The organism is Sinorhizobium sp. NFACC03, assembly GCF_900103435.1.
Classification (GTDB): Bacteria; Pseudomonadota; Alphaproteobacteria; order Rhizobiales; family Rhizobiaceae; genus Ensifer.
Map to the genome: position 1 here is coordinate 505,343 of NZ_FMXF01000001.1, position 17,607 is coordinate 522,949.

Sequence of the window (17,607 nt, forward strand, 5' to 3'; positions counted from 1 at the left end):
GAGGAACTGTCATGACTGACCACGTGCTCGTCGAACGGCCGGAAGCCTATCCTGGCGTCCAGGTGATCCGCTTCAACCGGCCGGAAAAGAAGAACGCCATCACCCGCGACATGTACGCGAAGATGACCAATGCGCTGACCGTTGCCTCAAGCGATCCGGCCCTGCGCGCCACTGCCTTTCTCGGCACCGATGGTTGCTTCTCCGCCGGCAACGACATGGCGGATTTCCTCGCTTTCGCCATGGGCGGGAGCATGGGCATGGAGGTCATCGAGTTCCTGAAGGCGCTCGCAACCGCCACCAAGCCCATCGTCTCGGGCGTCGATGGCCTGGCGATCGGCATCGGCACGACGATCCATCTGCACTGCGACCTGACGATCTCTTCCGCGCGCTCTCTGTTCAAGACGCCCTTCGTCGATCTGGCGCTGGTGCCGGAAGCCGCGTCGAGCCTGATAGCGCCGCGCATCATGGGCCATCAGCGGGCTTTCGCCTTGCTTGCGGCGGGCGAGCCGCTCGATGCCAAAGGTGCGTTGGACGCAGGGCTGATCTGGAAGATCGTCGGCCAGGACGCGGTGGAAGAAGAAACGCTGGCACTCGCCGCCCGTCTCGCCAAAAAGCCGCCGGAAGCGCTTCGCATCGCCCGCGACCTCGTCCGTGGCGACCGCAGCGACGTTCTTGCGCGCATCGACGAGGAAGCCAAGCATTTCGCGGCGCAGTTGAAGAGCGCCGAAGCGCGTGCAGCCTTCGAGGCCTTCATGCGCCGCTGAGCAACCAGGCTTTTGCGAGTGGGAGAACGGGTGCCGCAGTGCACCCGTTTTTGCTTTCGGGGGCGGTGTTCTAGCCGCCGCACGGTAAAGATCGCGTTGCCGTCGGCATCGCGAACTTGCATAGATCAATTTTAATTTGTTCTTAAATAGCGATCGCTAGCGTGGGGCGCGATAGGCCTATCCTCACTTCGAGAGGCCCCAGCCGCATGAAGCATGGCTGGCTCCGCCTTCTGGCATGTTCAACGTTTTCCCGCAGGCGTCTGCGCTCCGTCCCTCCGGCGGACGAAGGATGCTGCGCGAAGATCATCGAGAGCTCATGTCCGGCGGGAGCCGCCGGCACCCCATTGGGAGCCCATCTTGTCCAAGCGATCGAACCTCATGACGCGGATCCTGGTTGCCGCGTCCTGTGTCGTCGTCGGCGCCTTTGCCGGCTTTTCCGTTTACATCGACACGCTGCAGCGTGGCACCACGACCAAGGCCGTCGAGGAGAACATTGCCTCATCCGGCACGCAGGCCGCCCAGAGCGTCGCCAAGTGGCTGAACGGCCGCGTCACGCTGACGGCGATGGTGGCCGATGCCACCGGCAACGTCGCGGACGATAACGCCATCCAGCCGATCCTGAAGAACGACGTTCTGACCAGCGAGTTCATGTCGACCTATGTCGGCAATGAAAGCGGCAAGTTCATCACCTGGCCGGACAATCCGATGCCGGCCGGCTACGATCCGCGCCAGCGCCCCTGGTACCAGCAGGCCGTCAAGGCCGACGCCCGCGTCTTGACCGAGCCCTATGTCGACGCCTCCAGTGGCGCGCTGATCATCAGCGCCGCCGTCCCGGTCAAGCGTGATGGCAAGCTCTATGGCGTTGCGGCCAGCGACTTTTCGCTCGATACGCTGGTGGCGATGATCAAGGGCGTCGATGTCGGCGGCGAAGGCTTCGCCTTCCTCGCCAGCAAGGACGGCCAGATCCTCGTGCATCCGGATGCCAAGCTCGTCACCAAGTCGCTCGCCGACGCATTCCCGATCGACACGCCGACGATCGGCTCCGGCATCATGAACACCGAGCTCGGAGGCAAGCCGATGCTGGTGAGCTTCGTTCCGGTGCAGGGTCTGCCTTCGGTCGAATGGTATGTCGGCTTCGTCATTGATGCCGATGCCGCTTACTCGGCGATCGACAAATTCCGCATCGCAGCCACCATCGCCACGATCCTCGCGGTCGGCGTAATGCTCGTCTTCCTCGCGACCTTCCTCAACCGCCTCGTAATCCGCCCGGTTACCGACATGACCGGTGCGATGGAAAAGCTCGCTTCGGGCAACCACAACGTCGAAATCCCCGGCGAAGAGCGTACCGACCAGATCGGCTCGATGGCCGCCGCGGTCGCCATCTTCAAAGCCAACGCCGTCGAGCGCGCGCGTCTCGAAAGCGAAGCGGATGCGAACCGTTCGCTGTCGGAACGTGAGCGTCTGGAGCGCGAGGCGCAGAAGGCGCGGGATGCGGCGGAAATCCAGCAGGCCGTCGATGGCCTGGCGTCCGGCCTCGGCCGCCTTGCCGAAGGCGATCTCGCCTATCGCATCGACAACCCGTTTGCCGATCGCCTCGATCGTCTAAGGGCCGACTTCAACAATTCGGTCGCCAAGCTGCACGACACGCTCCGCGCTGTCGGCGCCAACGCCCGGGGCATCGATGCCGGTGCAACGGAAATCCGCTCGGCGGCGGACGATCTTGCCCGCCGCACCGAGCAGCAGGCAGCGTCGGTCGAAGAGACTGCTGCGGCTCTGGAAGAGATCACCACGACCGTCAAGGACTCTGCCCGTCGGGCCGAGGAAGTCGGTGCGCTGGTCGCCCGCACCCGCGCTGGCGCCGAGAAATCAGGCGAGGTCGTTGCGAACGCCGTCGAAGCCATGCACGCGATCGAGAAGTCCTCGGGCGAAATCTCCAACATCATCGGCGTCATCGACGACATCGCCTTCCAGACCAACCTGCTGGCGCTGAACGCCGGCGTCGAAGCGGCCCGCGCCGGCGAGGCCGGCAAGGGTTTTGCCGTCGTCGCTCAGGAAGTGCGCGAACTCGCCCAGCGTTCGGCCAATGCGGCCAAGGAGATCAAGGCGCTGATCACCACCTCGGGCAACCAGGTGCGCAATGGCGTGACCTTGGTCGGCGATACCGGCAAGGCGCTGGAGACGATCGTTGCCGAAGTCCAGGAGATCAACAAGCATGTGAGCGCGATCGTCACGGCGACGCGCGAGCAGTCGACGGGTCTTCAGGAAATCAACACGGCGGTCAATACCATGGACCAGGGCACCCAGCAGAACGCGGCGATGGTCGAGGAGCAGACGGCGGCAAGCCACGGTCTCGCCTCCGAAGCCGCTTCGCTCAATGCGCTGCTCGCCCAGTTCAACCTCGGTGAAGTGACGACGGCAAGCGGTGGCCGTCGTCGCGCGGCTTAAGCAGAGGAACACCGCATTAACAAAGCGATAAGACCACTGCCGTGAATCAGTGTCGCAAGTGCTTCAAACCTGACATGACAAAGGCCCGGGAAACCGGGCCTTTGTCATTGGGATGCTGTTGACGTCATCCGCCGACCTTTTCTCCCGTCACCCTCGGGCTCGATCCGAGGATCCAGCGCCATAGAGGGGGACGTACATGGATGCTCGGGTCAGGCCCGAGCATGACAGAGAGCGGAAGGTAACAATCTGGGACAAGGCTGAGCAGTGGCGCGGCCCGGAAAGCCGGCTTGTCCTCATTTTTCCAGTGTCGCCACCGCCTCGACATGAGACGACCAGAGGAACTGGTCGATCGGCGTCACCGAGGTGATCCGGTAGCCGGCGGCGGTCAGGATCGACAGGTCGCGGGCCAGCGTGACCGGATTGCAGGAAACGGCCACGATCTTCTTGACGCCGGAGCGGGCGATCTCGTGACATTGCGTCTCTGCGCCGGCCCGCGGCGGGTCGAAGACGATCGCGTCAAAGACCTTCAGCTCCTGGGCCATGACCGGGCGGCGGAAGAGGTCGCGCTTTTCGATCGTCACGGGCTTCAGCCCTTGCGTGTTGCGCGCGGCGAAATCGAGCGCCTTGAGCGCCTTGTCCTCGCCCTCGACCGCATGAACGCGCGCCTTGCGGGCGATGCGCAGTGCGAAGGTGCCGCAGCCGGCAAAGAGATCGGCGACGCGCTTGGCCTTGCCGAGATGGTCGAGCACCAGCTTCGCCATTGTCTCTTCGGCCTGCGCCGTCGCCTGGGTGAAGCTGCCGGGCGGTGGCGAAACGGAAACACCGCCGAAATCGATCACCGGCTTCACCGGCTCGACAATGATCTCGCCATTGAGGCTGACGCGGGCGATGCCGCGCTCGCCGAGCACCGCTTCGACCGTGCGACGGCGCTCGCGGTCGTCGAGCTTCTTGATGCCGTCGACGGCGAGGTCGAGGCCGGAGAGCGTTTCGAGCACGGTGATACGGAAAGGCTCGGCATTGACGGCCATCGCCGTGCCGATTCTGGCGATCGTTGCGAGCTTCGAGACGATGCCCGGGCTCGCGATCGGACATTCGGAGATCGCGACGATGTGGTGGCTTTCGGCCTGGTTGAAGCCGAGAAGCAGGTCCTTCTCGGTCTTGCGGGCGGTGAAGACCGCGCGCCGGCGCTGGCCCGGTTCGGCGGTGATGAGCGGCGCCACATCCGGCTTCAGGCCTTTCGACTTCAGCGCGGCGATGACGAGGTCGCGCTTGAAGCCGTGATAGAGCGTATCCGACGCATGCTGCAGCGTGCAGCCGCCGCAGGTGCCGTTGACACCATCGGGCCCGAAATGCCGACAGTGCGGCTCGATGCGCTCGGGTGACGGTTCCCTCAGCGAGATCAGCGTGCCGTGCGACTTGTTGACCGCCAGCGCCACACTTTCGCCGGGCAGCGTGAAGGGCACATAGATCGGCCCGTCAGGGCCTTCTGCAATACCGTCGCCCTGGGCGCCGAGCCGGTTGATGGTGACGGTCTCGGTGCTCATGGCTTCCTGCCCGCCAGCAGGAATTCGACATTGCCGTCGCCGCCGGCAATCGGCGAGGGGATAAGGCCGAGGCTCTGCCAGCCCATGTCCTCCACGAGCCAATGTTCCAGTTCGGCAGCAACGGCCGGCGCGCTGTCGGGGTCCTTGAGCAGCCCCGCCTTGCTGATTGCATCGCGGCCGGCCTCGAACTGCGGCTTGACCAGCAGGATGCAGTGCGCGCCGGGAAGCGCCATCTCGAGCGCCGGGGGGAGGGCGAGCTTCAGCGAGATGAACGAGACGTCCGAGACGACGAAGGTGACTTCTCGGTTGTCGACGTCGTCCTCAGTCATCGCGCGGGCATTGAGGCCCTCGATGCTGGTGACGCGCGGGTCACCTTCGATGCGCGGATGGATCTGGCCGTGACCGACGTCGATGGCAACCACGTGCTCTGCCCCGCGCTTCAACAGCACTTCGGTGAAGCCGCCGGTCGAGGCACCGATATCGAGACAGCTTTCGCCCGAGGGATCGAGCGCGAAATGATCGAGTGCCGCGACAAGTTTCAGCGCCGCGCGGGAGACATAGTCCTGCGCCGGGTCATCAATGGTGATCGTCACGCTTTCGGCGAACATCAATGACGGCTTGGTGACCGTGCGGCCATCGACCTTGACGGTGCCGCGCTGGATCGCGTCTCGGGCGCGGGCGCGGCTGGCAACCAGTCCCGTGTTGAGCAGCAACTGATCCAGGCGCACCCTGTTTCTGTGTTCTTCATTCTGGCGTTCTTCTGACATGTGCTTCTCATGGCGACTTGCCGCCCCAATGGCAAGCCCCTCGCGCTCGGAGCGATGACCCGCTTTGGGCTTAACAGCTAGGAAACCCAAGAAATCGGGGAATACTTACAGTCCGCCGCCTGCGCCGCGCTACACCAGTTGCCTCCGCCGAGTGGTTCAACCCCGCAGATCTTTGTCTCGTGGGAACACAGCGATGGCGCAGACGGGAACTCCGACGGTATCCACAAAAAGCAAAACCCCGACCAGAGCCGGGGTTTTGCTTTTAAACGGGGCGCCGTTCGTGTCAGCCGGCAGCGCCGATGCCGATATCCTGCTTCTGGCCGAGCGCCTTGAAAACAGTAGAGACGATGCCGGCACGGTCGAGACCGGCGGCGGCATACATCGCTTCGGGCTTGGCCTGCTCCATCCAGATGTCGGGCATGACCATCGGGCGGACCTTGAGGCCGCCGTCGAGCAGGCCGTCTTCAGCGAGAAACTGCAGCACATGGCTGGCGAAGCCGCCGACGGCGCCTTCCTCGATGGTGATCAGCACCTCATGGTTACGGGCCAGCTGGCGGATGAGGTCATGGTCAAGCGGCTTGGCGAAGCGGGCGTCGGCAACGGTCGTCGAAAGGCCGGCGGCATCGAGGTCTTCTGCGGCCAGCAGACAGTCGGCAAGGCGCGTGCCGAAGGAGAGCAGCGCCACCTTCGATCCCTGCTTGACGACGCGGCCCTTGCCGATCTCGAGGATCTGGCCGCGCTCCGGCATTTCGACGCCGACGCCCTCGCCGCGCGGGTAGCGGAACGAAATCGGCCCGGCATCATAGGCGGCGGCAGTGCGCACCATGTGTTTCAATTCCGCCTCGTCGGCGGCGGCCATCACGACGAAGCCGGGGAGTGTGGCGAGATAGGTCGTGTCGAAGGAGCCTGCATGGGTCGGACCGTCGGCGCCGACGAAGCCGGCGCGGTCGATCGGGAAGCGCACGGGCAGCCCCTGGATCGCGACATCGTGCACCACCTGGTCGTAGCCACGCTGGAGGAAGGTGGAGTAAAGCGCTGCAAAGGGCTTGTAGCCTTCGGAAGCAAGACCGGCGGCAAAGGTTACGGCGTGCTGCTCGGCAATGCCGACGTCGAAGCAGCGCGACGGATGGACCTTGGCGAATTTGTCGAGACCGGTGCCGGACGGCATTGCGGCGGTGACGGCGACGATCTTGTCGTCGAAACCGGCTTCCTGCGTCAGCGCATCGGCAAAGACCGAGGTATAGGCCGGGGCATTCGGCTTGGCCTTCGCCTGGGCGCCGGTGATGACGTCGAACTTGTTGACCCCGTGATACTTGTCGGCCGCGGCTTCCGCCGGCGGATAGCCCTTGCCCTTCTGCGTCACCACATGGATCAGCACCGGACCCTTGGCATTGTCGCGCACATTGCGCAGCACCGGCAGGAGATGGTCGAAGGAGTGCCCGTCGATCGGGCCGATATGGTAGAAGCCCATCTCTTCGAAGAGCGTGCCGCCGGTGACGTAGCCGCGGGCATGCTCGACAGCGCGGGTGATCGCCCGGTCGACGGTCTTGCCGAGATAGGCGGTCAGCTTCTTACCAACCTCGCGGATGCCCATATAGGTGCGGCCCGAGGCAAGGCGTGCCAGATAGGCGCTCATCGCGCCGGTCGGCGGCGCAATCGACATGTCGTTGTCGTTGAGGATGACGATCAGTCGGGCATCGAGCGCGCCGGCATTGTTGAGCGCCTCATAGGCCATGCCGGCCGAAAGCGCGCCGTCGCCGATGACGGCGATGACGTTGCGGTTCTTGCCGTCGAGATCGGCGGCGACCGCCATGCCGAGGCCGGCAGAAATCGAGGTCGAGGAGTGGGCGGCGCCGAAGGGGTCGTACTCGCTCTCGGCACGGCGGGTGAAGCCGGAAAGGCCGCCTTCCTGGCGCAGCGTCCGGATGCGGTCGCGACGGCCGGTCAGGATCTTGTGCGGATAGCACTGGTGGCCGACGTCGAAGATCAGCCGGTCATCCGGCGTGTTGAAGATCTTGTGGATGGCAATCGTCAGTTCGACAACGCCGAGGCCGGCGCCGAGATGGCCGCCGGTGCGCGACACCGCGTCGATCATTTCCGCTCGGACCTCACCGGCAAGCTGCGGCAGATCCTTGTCGTCGATCTTCTTCAGATCGTCGGGGAAAGTCACCTTGTCGAGCAAGGGAGTAGCCGGCATCGGATTGGTTGGCAGTTGTGTCACGCTGCATGCCTCATGCGCGCCGTGGGATCAGGCGCGCGATAGTTGGTGGTACCGTCGAAGCGGCTCTTTAGACGCAATCGTTGCTGAATGCAAAATTAGGCGTTCCTGCGTCGTCAACCAAGAGACTAGCGCATGATTCTGTGAATCGAAATCGATTCAAGCGCCATGAGGCAATGTTGCGCGGTTTTATGCGCTCATGCCGTTCTACTTGCGGTCGCGATCAGCTTTCGGGCAGGGGAACAAATTCTTCCTCGTCGCCAGGCACGATGTCGAAGCGGCCGGTGCGCCACTCTTCCTTGGCCTTCTCGATGCGCTCTTTGGAGGAGGAGACGAAGTTCCACCAGATGTGGCGGGCGGAGCCAAGTGCTGCACCGCCGAAGAGCATGACGTGACAGCCCTCAGGCCCGGCGGTCACCGTGATCTCGTCGCCCGGACGGAAGACGAGCAGCTGGTTGTCGGCAAAGTGGTCGCCGGCGATGATCGCCTCGCCGGAGAGAATGTAGAGCGCGCGTTCTTCCCACTGTGCGGCAAAGGGGGCGCTTTTGCCCGGAGCGATGTTGAGGTCGACATAGATGGTGTCGGTGAAGACCGAGACGGGCGACTTCGCGCCTTCGAAATTGCCGAGGACCACCCGCGCCTTGATGCCGTCATCGCTCATATGCGGCAGCATGCGCTCCTCGGTGTGGCTGAAAATCGGGTCGATTTCTTCCTTGTGGTCGGGTAGTGCCAGCCAGGTTTGCAAGCCGGAGATCGAGCGCGCGTGGCCGCGCTGGTTTTCGGGCGAGCGCTCGGAATGCACGATGCCGCGGCCCGCGGTCATCAGGTTCACGTCGCCGGGGCGGATCACCATCTCGGTGCCGAGGCTGTCGCGATGCTTGATTTCGCCGTCGAAGAGATAGGTGACGGTCGAAAGCCCGATATGCGGATGCGGGCGCACGTCGATCGCCTCGCCGGCGCGGAGCAGCGCCGGGCCCATGCGGTCGAAGAAGATGAAGGGACCGACCAGGCGCCGCTTCGCCGACGGCAGGGCGCGGCGAACCTGCAGCCCGCCGATATCGCTGGTGCGCGGAACGATCAGATGTTCGATGGCGTCGCAGGCGGGCTTGTCGCCGGCGAGCGGATCGGGGCCTGGAAAGAAAGACATGGCGCGTGCTCCCGTTTCTTGCTGTCATATCAATAACTAGCGCCTGCGCGGTGAGGCGGCTAGGGACCAATCCGATACGAAGCGTTTCCGCGGAGCAACCAATCCGCTTCTCAATCGGCGTCGAGCGGCTCCACGCCCTGCGGTTTGCCGGCCCGGTCGAGGCGGATCTTTTCGATGCGGTCTTCGGCAGCCTTCAGCAGCGCCTCGCAATGCTTCTTCAGCGCTTCGCCGCGCTCGTAGATCTCGATCGACTTGTCGAGGGCGACGTCGCCGCGCTCCAGCGCCGAGACGATCCGCTCCAGTTCCTCGACGGCCTGCTCGAAGGTGAGGGCGGAAACGTCCGGTTGCGTGGTGTTGTTCATGGTTACCCTCTCATCAGTCTTGAGATATGCAGGCCGGCCGATTCGGCCAGGCCTTGAAGGTCATAGCCGCCTTCGAGCAGGCTGACCATGCGGTTGCCGGCGCTGCGGTCGGCGATCTCGTGCAGGCGCCCGGTCGCCCAGTCGAAATCCTCGGCGACGAGGTTGATCTGTGCCAGCGGATCGCGGTGATGGGCGTCGAAGCCGGCGGAAATCAGAATGAAATCCGGCCGGAAATTGGTGAGCGCCGCAAGCACGCGGCTGCGGAACGCCTCGCGGAATTGCTCGCTGCCCATGTTCGGTGACAGCGGCGCGTTGACGATGTTGCCCTTGATGCCCGTCTCGTCCTTGGCGCCGGTGCCGGGGTAAAGCGGCATCTGGTGCGTCGAACAGAAGAGCACAGACGGATCGTTCCAGAAAATGTCCTGCGTGCCGTTGCCGTGGTGCACGTCCCAGTCGACGATCGCGACGCGCTCGGCGCCATAGGCCTTCTGGGCGTACCGGGCGGCAATCGCCACCGTGTTGAAGAGGCAGAAGCCCATCGCCTTGTTCTTTTCGGCGTGGTGTCCCGGCGGGCGCGCCGCGACGAAGGCGTTGTCGGCTTCGCCGGAAAAGACCGCGTCGACCGCCGCGGTCGCCCCGCCGATGCCCGTCAATGCGGCTTCGAGGCTCAAGGGGCTGGCATAGGTGTCCGCCTCGAAATGGTTGATGCCTTCCTCCGGGATGGCGCGCTTGACGTTACGCAGGTGTTCTTCCGGGTGAACGAGCAGAACGAGATCTTCGCTCGCCTTCTTCGCCTCGATCCGCTTGAGATCGGCGAAGTTCGGATGTTCGAGCGCAAGGTTCAGCGCCTTCAGCCGGTACGGCCGTTCGGGATGCCCCTCCGGAACCTCGTGTTCCAGAAAGACCGGATTTTCATAGAGGAACGTGGTCATGTCGCGAAACCTAGTGCTGTCACCCTGCAAGGTCCATGGCGAGGCAGTCGAAAGGCGGAATTTTCAAAAGCGCGGATCGAGCAGCAGTTTGCCGTCGCGGCCCGCATCTGCCTGATGCGCAAGCGCCGCGCCGAGCTGGCTCAATGGATAGATCTCCGCGATCCGGCTGGAAAAGAGACCGGTGCGCAGGCCGTCGAAACTTTTCGCAAAGGCGGCCTCGATCGCGAGCCGCCCGGCCGAATGTACCCATGTGCGCAGCCACAGGAACGAGAAGCGGATATCCGGCCGCGACTGGATCACTGCCTGAGATACCGGCACACCGCTCAGCGCCCCGTACTGGATGAAGGCGCCGCCGGGTTCGAGGGTGCGAAGAATGAGATCGCCGGCAAACGGACCGCCGACGGCGTCGATGATCGCGTCGAGCCGGAGTTCGGGTATGCGGCTCTCGTCGCCAAGAACGACGTGGCCGGGAACCTCGCTTGCAAGCCGCTCGGCGCTGCGTTGTCTGCGAACGATGCCAATGGCCTTCGCCCCTTCGCCGGCAAGCAGCTTCATCAGCATCCCGCCGATCGCGGACCCTGCCGCCGTGACGCCGATGCGGCGCCGGTCGAGCGCGCCGAAATGCGCGCGCAGCGCCTCGACCAGTTGCAGTGCGGTCAGCGGATTGACGTAGCAGGTGGCCGCATCGGTCTCACGGATGTCGTCGGGCAGTGTGAAACACCATTCGGCCGGTCGCAGCAGATACTCCTGCCAGAGGCCGCTGGCTCCGATCGGTACCACGCGGTCGCCGGGTTTCAGCGAAGTCACGCCGCCGCCGACGCGCGTCACCGTACCGAAGCCCTCGAAGCCCGGAACGAAGGGCAGGGTGGTGCGGGCGCTGTAGGCGCCGGTCACCGGGATGAGATCGGACGGGTTGATGGCGGCAAGCGACAGCGCTACTTCGACGTCGCCCGGTCCCGGTGCGACGCGTTCCCGATCGACGACCGCAATCACTTGCCGGGGGTCGCCGAACTGTCTAACGAGGGTGGAGCGCATCGTCGGGGAGCCTCGCATGGACGGCAGGGAGCTGGAGAACGTTACGGAAATCCGTATTCCGTTTCGCGATATAGACATGCACGGCCATATGCACAATGCCGCCTATTATGCCCATGCGGAAGCAGCCCTTTCCAGTCTCTGGCGCCACCGCCCGCATGTGGTGAACGAGCCGAGCTATCTCGTGCGCCGCTCGGCCTGCGTCTATCACCGCGGCCTGCGCTACGACGAACCGGCCCGCTTCACTGTCAACGTAACAAAGATCGGCGGCAGCTCGATCAGCTTCGCCGTCAAGGTCGAGGCGCGCGGCCAACTTGTGGCGGAAGTGGAGGTCGTCTGGGTGGCGGTCGATCCGCAACGCCACACCCCACTGCCGCTGCCGACCGCGACACGGGAATGGCTGGCGGCCTATACGGTCTGAACCAAAGCAATTGCAGGAAAAGTGCGAAGCGGTTTTCCGTCCGCAATTGCGCGCGCTCAAACCGCGCGAAACAGGGCGACGATGCCCATGCCGCCGCCAACGCCCATCATCGCCAGTCCTTCGGTGCCGGCGGGCGCGGTCAACATTTGCGAGAAAAGCCGGACCGTAAGGATTGCCCCTGATGCGCCATACGGATGGCCGAGCGCGATGGCGCCGCCATCGAGATTGACCCTTTCCTCCGCAATATCGAGCCCGTCGAGGCTGCCAAGCACCTGTGAAGCGAAGGCCTCGTTGAATTCGACGAAATCGACCTTGGCCGGATCGAGCGCGGGCTGCCGCACTTTCAGCTTCTGCATCGCCGGAATCGGTCCGAGGCCGAGAAGGTTAGGGTGAACGCCCGCCGTCGCGGCATCGACGAATTCGAGCGCGAAGCGAACGCCGAGCCGATTCGCCTCCGCGAGGCTCGTCACCAACACGAGCGCCGCTCCGTCATTGATCGGGCAGGCATTGCCGGCAGTCACCGTGCCACCCTCGACGAAGACCGGCTTCAGCCGCTGCAGCGTTTCCATCGACGCGTTCGGACGCGGGCATTCATCGCGAGACACAAAGCCCGCCACCGTCTCGATCGGCACGATCTCGCGGACGAAACGACCGGCAAGCTCGGCTTCAACGGCACGGCGATGGCTTTGAAGCGCAAAGGCATCCTGCCGTTTGCGAGAGATCCTACAGGCGGTCGCGACGTTTTCGGCGGCGACCCCCATGTCCGGATCGCCGATCTCGTCCGGCGCCATGCGGGCGCGTTTGACGGGCGCGAGCTCGCCGCCGCGCTCCAGCGGCGGTCTCAGGCGGATATGCGCGCGGCTGGCACTCTCGGTGCCGCCGGCCAGGTAGAAGCGGCCGGCACCCGCCTGGATCATCCGCGCCGCGAGCGTGATCGCCTCCAGCCCGGAGCCGCATTGCCGATCGACGGTCACGCCCGGCGTCGAGACCGGCAGGCCTGCTTCGAGCGCTGCGAGCCGGGCGAGATTGCCGGCGCTGTTTGCGGCATTGCCGAGAATGACGTCGTCGATATCGGTCGCTTCCAGCCCGACATCGCCGAGAATACGGGCGATCAGCGGTGCTGCCAGCTGCGAGGGTTCGATATCGCGAAGCGTGCCGTTGACCCGGCCGATTGGTGTCCGGAGCGCGGCAATGATCACCGGTGTGCGTGCCGGCTCAGTCGATGAGTTCGAGAGCATCGTTTCCATTCGCAATCCATTGCCTGAGCGTGCCCGCCGCCACCTTGCCCGACTGCGTCATCGGCATCTTCGCGCAGAGCCAGATGCGGCGCGGATGTTTGTAGCGCGGCAGGTGGGCAGCGAGATGACGGTCAAGCGCTTCTCGGTCAAATATGCTGCCCTCCGGCTCGATGACGGCGACGAGTTCGCTGCCGAGATCCGGATGATCGAGCCCGAGGACAAGCGCAGCGTGAACGTCAGGGTAGGCAACAAGCGTCGCTTCCACCTCCTGCGGGTAGATGTTGTTGCCGCCCGACAGCACCATACCGCCGGCGCGCCCGAGAAGATGAAGTATACCGTCGTCGTCGAGGAAGCCGATGTCGCCCACCGTCGCAAGCTGGCCAAGACGGCGGAAGCCGGCGCCATCGCTTTGCCCGACATAACCGTCGGAGATGAGGGCGCTGTCAACGAAGATCGTCCCTGTTTCGCCTGTGGGCACTTCGTCCCCTTTGTCATTGCGAATGCTGAGCGCAACGCCGGGGAAGGCGCGGCCGACGGCGGTGGCCGAAGCGGTGTCATCCCTTGTTGCGACGCTGATGAAGCCCAGCTCCGAGGCGCCGTAATATTCGATGACCTCCGCCTTCGGAAAAGCGAGTGCGGCGACGGCGCGATCGCTCGCCGTCAGTTTGGCGCCGGCGACGGTGATATGTGTGACGCAGGCCTGCGGTCTGTTCGTGGCCGCTGCGCAGAGCCGCCGCAGCATCGTCGGTACCAGCACCAGGCGTTGCACTTTCTCCGTCTCGATGATGGTCAGCGCTCGCGCTACGTCGAAATGAGCCGCCCCGATGAATTCGGCGCCGGCGCCGAGCGTTTCGGCGAGCGCGTAGAGCGTCAGCCCGTGCGCCAGCGGGCCGGGAGCAAAGGTGCGGGTGCCATGGTCGATGCCGAAAAAGCGCGCGCCGGTGGCCAGGCTCCTGCGCCACGAGCCGCGATCACGGATGATCGCTTTCGGCGTGCCGGTCGTTCCCGAGGTGAAAACGACCAGAAACGGCTCGCCGTCCTCCCCGACTGCGAGCGGTGCTCGATCTCCACCGTCCTCCTCGATGAAGGACCGCGTCTCGCCGTTCGCCGGAGTTTGGAGAGACAAGTCCGCGCCATTGGCGCTGACGATAAGATCGGGAGACAAGCGGTCGCGCATGACTTGGCGGGTTGCTGCGGGCAGATGGGGGTCGATCAGCGCGACGCAATTGCCTTGGCTGGTGGCGGCGAGAAATGCGGCGGCGAAGAGTGGATGATTGCCGGCCTCAAGTACGATCAGGCGCGCGCGGCCGCCAAGCACGCTGCGGTGCCCGGCACTCCCCGCCAAATCGTCGAATGCCGCAGCGAGCTGTCCGGCGAGGCGCTTCAGCTCATCGAAAGTGAAAACCCGGCCCTCCATACGGAAGGCCGGGGCATACGGATGTTCGTCCGCGTGGCGATGGATCGCGGCGGCAAACGGCATCGGCTCAGGCGCGTGCCGGCAGCAGCGGATAGCCGGCGTAGACGGCGCGGGCGGCCAGCGTTGCGATCGCTGCCTTCAAGAGGTCGCCCGGGATGAAGGCGAGCGAACCGGTGGCAACGGTCAGGAGCGGCGTGCCGGTAACCGCCGAAACCCAGGGCATGCCGATCGCATAGAGCACGACGATGCCGCCGAGGACGGAGGCGAGAAAGAAGCCGATGAACTGGCGCGTTTCCGCCTGGCCCTCGCGCACCGCGCGCTCGGCAATCAGGCCGGTGACGAAGGTGGCGACGACCCAGCCGATGATGAAGCCGCCCGACGGGCCGGCAAGGACGGCAAGGCCGCCGCGACCGCCCGAGAGCACCGGCAGGCCGATGGCGACCAGAAGCAGGAACAGGAGAAAGGCGAGTGCGCCGCGCTTGGCGCCGAGAATGCACCCGGCGAGCATCACACCCATCGACTGGGCGGTGATCGGCACCGGAATGAAGCCGAGCGTGATCGGCGGAATGAGGCCGAGCACGACGACGATCGCGGCGAAGAGGGCGATGAGGACGAGATCTCTGGTGTTCATGACGTTCCGGTTCCCTGTGTATTAGATTTTTCGCATCTATTGGCGACGAAATCCGCGCGCGTCAATCGCCGCAGCGATGGTATCGGCATCTTTGAGCGTCAGGATGATCAGCGGCCCGATGATCGTCAACGGTCGAATCGGCAGGCCGCGGGCGCGGTGCGCCTCGCGGATTGCCTCGTAGCGGGCGAAGATGTCGGGGACGAAGCGCAGCACCAGCCCGAGCGCCAGGCTGACATCGGCCGCCCGCATCAAGCCCAGCCGTTCGAGCGGCATCAGCAGGATGGTGATCTCGTCCATGAAGGCGCTGATCGTCGTCGTCGCCGTGACGGCGGCCGCAAACAGCACCAGGGCCATCAGCCTCAACGTCAGGGTCGCGACCTCGCCGACCGGCAGCAGAAAAAGGTTGACCGCGGCCAGAAAGAAGATCGTCAGGAAGACGAAGCCGACGCGCGCGATTGCCTCCTTCAGGGGGAGCCCGACGGAAAGATAGAGGCCGGCGGCAAGGACGAAGGCGATCGCCTGCAGCACCAGTGAACCGCTGAGGAAGAGGACGATGCTCAGGGCTGCGAGCGCAATGAGCTTCACTCTCACCGACAGACGGTGCAACAGGCTGTCGCCTTCGATGTGCAGGCTCGTCAGCATCCGGCGATCTCGTGGTAGCGGCGAATGGTCTCGCCCGGATTGCCGTCGGCCGCAAGCCGGCCCTCGTGGAAGAGAAGCAACCGATCGACATTCTCGACAAGCGCGAGATCGTGCGTGATCACCACCGTATCCTCCGGCAGCCCCTCGATCGTTTCGGCGACGTGTCGTCGATTGCGCAGGTCGAGCTGGTTCGTCGGCTCATCGAGGATGAGGATTTTCGGATCGGTGACGACGACGCTCGCCATGGCGACGAGCTGCGTCTCTCCGCCCGAAAGCTCATGCACGCGCCGTCGTGCCAGATGTTCGATGCCGAAGCGCGACAGCGCGCCTTGCATGCGGCGGTCGATTTCCTCGCGCGAAAGGCCACGGTTCTTCAAGCCGAAGGCGATGTCTTCGGCAACGATGGGCATGATCAGCTGGTGCTGCGGGTTCTGGAAGATAAAGCCGGCTTCGGAAAGCACGGCGCGATCGTCTTCGACCGTGTTCAGCCCGTTGACCGTCACTCGGCCCGAGGAAGGCTTGACCAGGCCATTGATCAGCCGGGCGAAAGTGGTCTTGCCGGAACCGTTGAGACCGATGATGCCGACGCGCTTTTCACTGAGCGTCAAGTTCAACGGGTGCAATGCCACCCGCTCGCCGAAGCGGACCGCGCAATCGGTAAAGCGGATGTCCATTCCGTCCCTCGCTATCTTCGGCCCGCGCCGTTTTCGGGGTGCTCTATAGGCCAAGTCCGACAACAAGGGCAATGCGGTGGAGCGGGACAGAGATGCGGGCGGAACACGGCGCATGCATTTCCTCATCCTGCTTCAGTTTGAATTATGGGAATAAAAGCCTATTCTTATCGCCATGACGATTCGCCTTTCCAACAGCGACGCCCGTCGCATCTTCCTCGCCAAGCAGGGCCTTTCCGGCGCTCCGAACCGTGCGCTCGGCAAGGAGGGCTTGCTGAAGCTCATCCACGATATCGGCTTCGTGCAGGTGGACAGCATAGCCACGGTCGAGCGCGCCCATCACCAGATCCTGTTTGCCCGCAACCAGACCTATCGCCGCGAACATCTGACGGCGCTTCTGGAAGATGATCGAGACCTGTTCGAGCACTGGACGCACGACGCCTCGATCATTCCGAGCAGCTTCTTCCGCTACTGGAAGCACCGCTTCAAATGGGAAGGCGAGACGATCGTCGAGCGCTGGCAAAAATGGCGCGGCGAGGGCTTCGAGAAGGGCTGTGACGAGACCTATCAGCGCATCGCCGAGGGCGGACCGGTGCTCGCGCGCGACCTCAAGGAAGCCGAGCACGAATCCGGCGGCTGGTGGAACTGGCACCCCTCGAAGACCGCACTCGAAGTGCTCTGGCGCACCGGAAAACTGGCGATCGCGCGGCGTGAGAATTTCCAGAAGGTCTATGATCTGACCGAGCGGGTGATCCCGCCGCATCATCAGGATGGCGACGTCAGCCACCCGGAATTCATCGATTGGGCTTGCCGCAGTGGGCTCGAACGCCTGGGCTTTGCCACCCACGGCGAGATCGCCGCCTTCTGGGATCTCGTATCCCCCGACGAGGCGAAGACTTGGGTTGCCGAGCATCGCGATGAACTTTGCGAAGTGTTGATCGAGGCGATCGATGGTGGCCGCCCGCGCGCCGCCTTCGCCTTCACCGGTTTTCCGCAAGCGCTCGGCGATATCCCGGAACCTCCGGGCCGTGTCCGGGTGCTCAGCCCCTTCGACCCGCTGCTGCGCGACCGCAACCGCACGGAGCGGCTGTTCGGCTTCTTCTATCGCATCGAGATCTTCGTGCCCGAGGCCAAGCGCGAATACGGCTACTATGTCTTCCCACTGATCGAAGGTGACCGAATGATCGGCCGCATCGACATGAAGGCGGACCGCAAGCGCGGCAGCCTCGACGTGCGGAAGCTCTGGCTCGAGACGGGCGTCCGCGCGTCGGCAGGCCGCCTGGAGCGCATCGATGCGGAGCTCGAGCGTGTTGCCCGTTTTGCCGGCGTCGAAAAAGTGGAGCGCCTCGAAGGCTGGGACGCATCGCTTACGTGAT

The 17,607-nt window shown here is 64.4% G+C and carries 16 protein-coding genes; 4 read left to right on the forward strand and 12 right to left on the reverse strand.

The genetic code is table 11. The features are described from left to right. The first annotated feature begins 11 nt into the window (after window positions 1-11). Window positions 12-764, forward strand: coding sequence for a crotonase/enoyl-CoA hydratase family protein (locus tag BLU35_RS02425; protein ID WP_093232058.1), 753 nt, complete (start codon window positions 12-14; stop codon window positions 762-764). A gap of 357 nt (window positions 765-1,121) precedes the next feature. Continuing rightward, entirely contained in the window at window positions 1,122-3,209 is a 2,088-nt protein-coding gene (gene mcpU, locus BLU35_RS02430; protein ID WP_093232059.1) for a methyl-accepting chemotaxis protein McpU, read from the forward strand. A 293-nt stretch (window positions 3,210-3,502) separates the two neighbouring features. Here mcpU and BLU35_RS02435 read toward each other — a convergent pair whose 3' ends face one another. The 7 genes from BLU35_RS02435 to BLU35_RS02465 all read right to left on the reverse strand — a co-directional run bounded on the left by BLU35_RS02435 (window position 3,503) and on the right by BLU35_RS02465 (window position 11,214). Continuing rightward, window positions 3,503-4,753, reverse strand: a complete 1,251-nt coding sequence (locus tag BLU35_RS02435) for a class I SAM-dependent RNA methyltransferase (RefSeq protein ID WP_093232060.1) — start codon at window positions 4,751-4,753, stop codon at window positions 3,503-3,505. Next, window positions 4,750-5,520, reverse strand: a complete 771-nt coding sequence (locus BLU35_RS02440; protein WP_057250733.1) for a TlyA family RNA methyltransferase — start codon at window positions 5,518-5,520, stop codon at window positions 4,750-4,752. Before BLU35_RS02440 ends, BLU35_RS02435 begins: the two co-directional genes overlap by 4 nt. Window positions 5,521-5,803: 283 nt before the next feature. Continuing rightward, a complete protein-coding gene (dxs, locus tag BLU35_RS02445; RefSeq protein ID WP_286161442.1) occupies window positions 5,804-7,717 on the reverse strand; it encodes a 1-deoxy-D-xylulose-5-phosphate synthase in 1,914 nt (637 codons plus the stop codon). 244 nt (window positions 7,718-7,961) lie between these two features. Next, window positions 7,962-8,885, reverse strand: a complete 924-nt coding sequence (locus tag BLU35_RS02450) for a pirin family protein (protein ID WP_057250730.1) — start codon at window positions 8,883-8,885, stop codon at window positions 7,962-7,964. A 110-nt stretch (window positions 8,886-8,995) separates the two neighbouring features. Next, entirely contained in the window at window positions 8,996-9,247 is a 252-nt protein-coding gene (locus BLU35_RS02455; RefSeq protein WP_058320395.1) for an exodeoxyribonuclease VII small subunit, read from the reverse strand. A gap of 2 nt (window positions 9,248-9,249) precedes the next feature. Further along, on the reverse strand, window positions 9,250-10,179 hold the full coding sequence (locus BLU35_RS02460; protein ID WP_093232062.1) for a histone deacetylase family protein: 930 nt from the start codon (window positions 10,177-10,179) through the stop codon (window positions 9,250-9,252). A gap of 63 nt (window positions 10,180-10,242) precedes the next feature. Then, window positions 10,243-11,214 carry a zinc-dependent alcohol dehydrogenase family protein gene (locus BLU35_RS02465; protein ID WP_093232063.1) on the reverse strand — a complete coding sequence of 324 codons (972 nt, stop codon included), beginning with the start codon at window positions 11,212-11,214 and terminating at the stop codon, window positions 10,243-10,245. Window positions 11,215-11,230: 16 nt separating this feature from the next. Between BLU35_RS02465 and BLU35_RS02470 the strand changes: the two genes are divergently transcribed. Next, window positions 11,231-11,632 (forward strand): acyl-CoA thioesterase, encoded by a 402-nt coding sequence (locus BLU35_RS02470; protein ID WP_057250723.1) that lies wholly within the window; start codon window positions 11,231-11,233, stop codon window positions 11,630-11,632. 56 nt (window positions 11,633-11,688) lie between these two features. Here the strand turns inward: BLU35_RS02470 and BLU35_RS02475 are convergent, their stop codons facing one another. The 5 genes from BLU35_RS02475 to BLU35_RS02495 are packed head-to-tail and all read right to left on the reverse strand — an operon-like array spanning window position 11,689 to window position 16,234. Then, entirely contained in the window at window positions 11,689-12,870 is a 1,182-nt protein-coding gene (locus tag BLU35_RS02475; RefSeq protein ID WP_093232321.1) for a thiolase family protein, read from the reverse strand. Next, window positions 12,848-14,350, reverse strand: coding sequence for a class I adenylate-forming enzyme family protein (locus tag BLU35_RS02480; protein WP_093232064.1), 1,503 nt, complete (start codon window positions 14,348-14,350; stop codon window positions 12,848-12,850). Before BLU35_RS02480 ends, BLU35_RS02475 begins: the two co-directional genes overlap by 23 nt. Window positions 14,351-14,354: 4 nt before the next feature. Then, on the reverse strand, window positions 14,355-14,918 hold the full coding sequence (locus tag BLU35_RS02485) for a biotin transporter BioY (protein ID WP_057250719.1): 564 nt from the start codon (window positions 14,916-14,918) through the stop codon (window positions 14,355-14,357). Window positions 14,919-14,954: 36 nt separating this feature from the next. Continuing rightward, window positions 14,955-15,560, reverse strand: a complete 606-nt coding sequence (locus BLU35_RS02490) for an energy-coupling factor transporter transmembrane component T family protein (RefSeq protein ID WP_093232065.1) — start codon at window positions 15,558-15,560, stop codon at window positions 14,955-14,957. Beyond that, window positions 15,554-16,234, reverse strand: coding sequence for an energy-coupling factor ABC transporter ATP-binding protein (locus tag BLU35_RS02495; protein ID WP_093232066.1), 681 nt, complete (start codon window positions 16,232-16,234; stop codon window positions 15,554-15,556). Before BLU35_RS02495 ends, BLU35_RS02490 begins: the two co-directional genes overlap by 7 nt. Window positions 16,235-16,406: 172 nt before the next feature. Between BLU35_RS02495 and BLU35_RS02500 the strand changes: the two genes are divergently transcribed. After that, window positions 16,407-17,606 carry a winged helix-turn-helix domain-containing protein gene (locus tag BLU35_RS02500; protein ID WP_093232067.1) on the forward strand — a complete coding sequence of 400 codons (1,200 nt, stop codon included), beginning with the start codon at window positions 16,407-16,409 and terminating at the stop codon, window positions 17,604-17,606. Window position 17,607: the final 1 nt, after the last annotated feature.

Excerpts from the sequence above, each read along its gene's own strand:
- BLU35_RS02480 (WP_093232064.1), bottom strand. The coding sequence starts at position 14,350 with ATGCCGTTTGCCGCCGCGATCCATCGCCACGCGGACGAACATCCGTAT.
- BLU35_RS02485 (WP_057250719.1), bottom strand. The coding sequence starts at position 14,918 with ATGAACACCAGAGATCTCGTCCTCATCGCCCTCTTCGCCGCGATCGTC.
- BLU35_RS02460 (WP_093232062.1), bottom strand. The coding sequence starts at position 10,179 with ATGACCACGTTCCTCTATGAAAATCCGGTCTTTCTGGAACACGAGGTT.
- BLU35_RS02495 (WP_093232066.1), bottom strand. The coding sequence starts at position 16,234 with ATGGACATCCGCTTTACCGATTGCGCGGTCCGCTTCGGCGAGCGGGTG.
- BLU35_RS02470 (WP_057250723.1), top strand. The coding sequence starts at position 11,231 with ATGGACGGCAGGGAGCTGGAGAACGTTACGGAAATCCGTATTCCGTTT.
- BLU35_RS02455 (WP_058320395.1), bottom strand. The coding sequence starts at position 9,247 with ATGAACAACACCACGCAACCGGACGTTTCCGCCCTCACCTTCGAGCAG.
- BLU35_RS02500 (WP_093232067.1), top strand. The coding sequence starts at position 16,407 with ATGACGATTCGCCTTTCCAACAGCGACGCCCGTCGCATCTTCCTCGCC.
- BLU35_RS02465 (WP_093232063.1), bottom strand. The coding sequence starts at position 11,214 with ATGCGCTCCACCCTCGTTAGACAGTTCGGCGACCCCCGGCAAGTGATT.
- dxs (WP_286161442.1), bottom strand. The coding sequence starts at position 7,717 with ATGCCGGCTACTCCCTTGCTCGACAAGGTGACTTTCCCCGACGATCTG.
- BLU35_RS02440 (WP_057250733.1), bottom strand. The coding sequence starts at position 5,520 with ATGTCAGAAGAACGCCAGAATGAAGAACACAGAAACAGGGTGCGCCTG.
- BLU35_RS02450 (WP_057250730.1), bottom strand. The coding sequence starts at position 8,885 with ATGTCTTTCTTTCCAGGCCCCGATCCGCTCGCCGGCGACAAGCCCGCC.
- BLU35_RS02490 (WP_093232065.1), bottom strand. The coding sequence starts at position 15,560 with ATGCTGACGAGCCTGCACATCGAAGGCGACAGCCTGTTGCACCGTCTG.
- BLU35_RS02475 (WP_093232321.1), bottom strand. The coding sequence starts at position 12,870 with ATGCTCTCGAACTCATCGACTGAGCCGGCACGCACACCGGTGATCATT.
- BLU35_RS02425 (WP_093232058.1), top strand. The coding sequence starts at position 12 with ATGACTGACCACGTGCTCGTCGAACGGCCGGAAGCCTATCCTGGCGTC.
- BLU35_RS02435 (WP_093232060.1), bottom strand. The coding sequence starts at position 4,753 with ATGAGCACCGAGACCGTCACCATCAACCGGCTCGGCGCCCAGGGCGAC.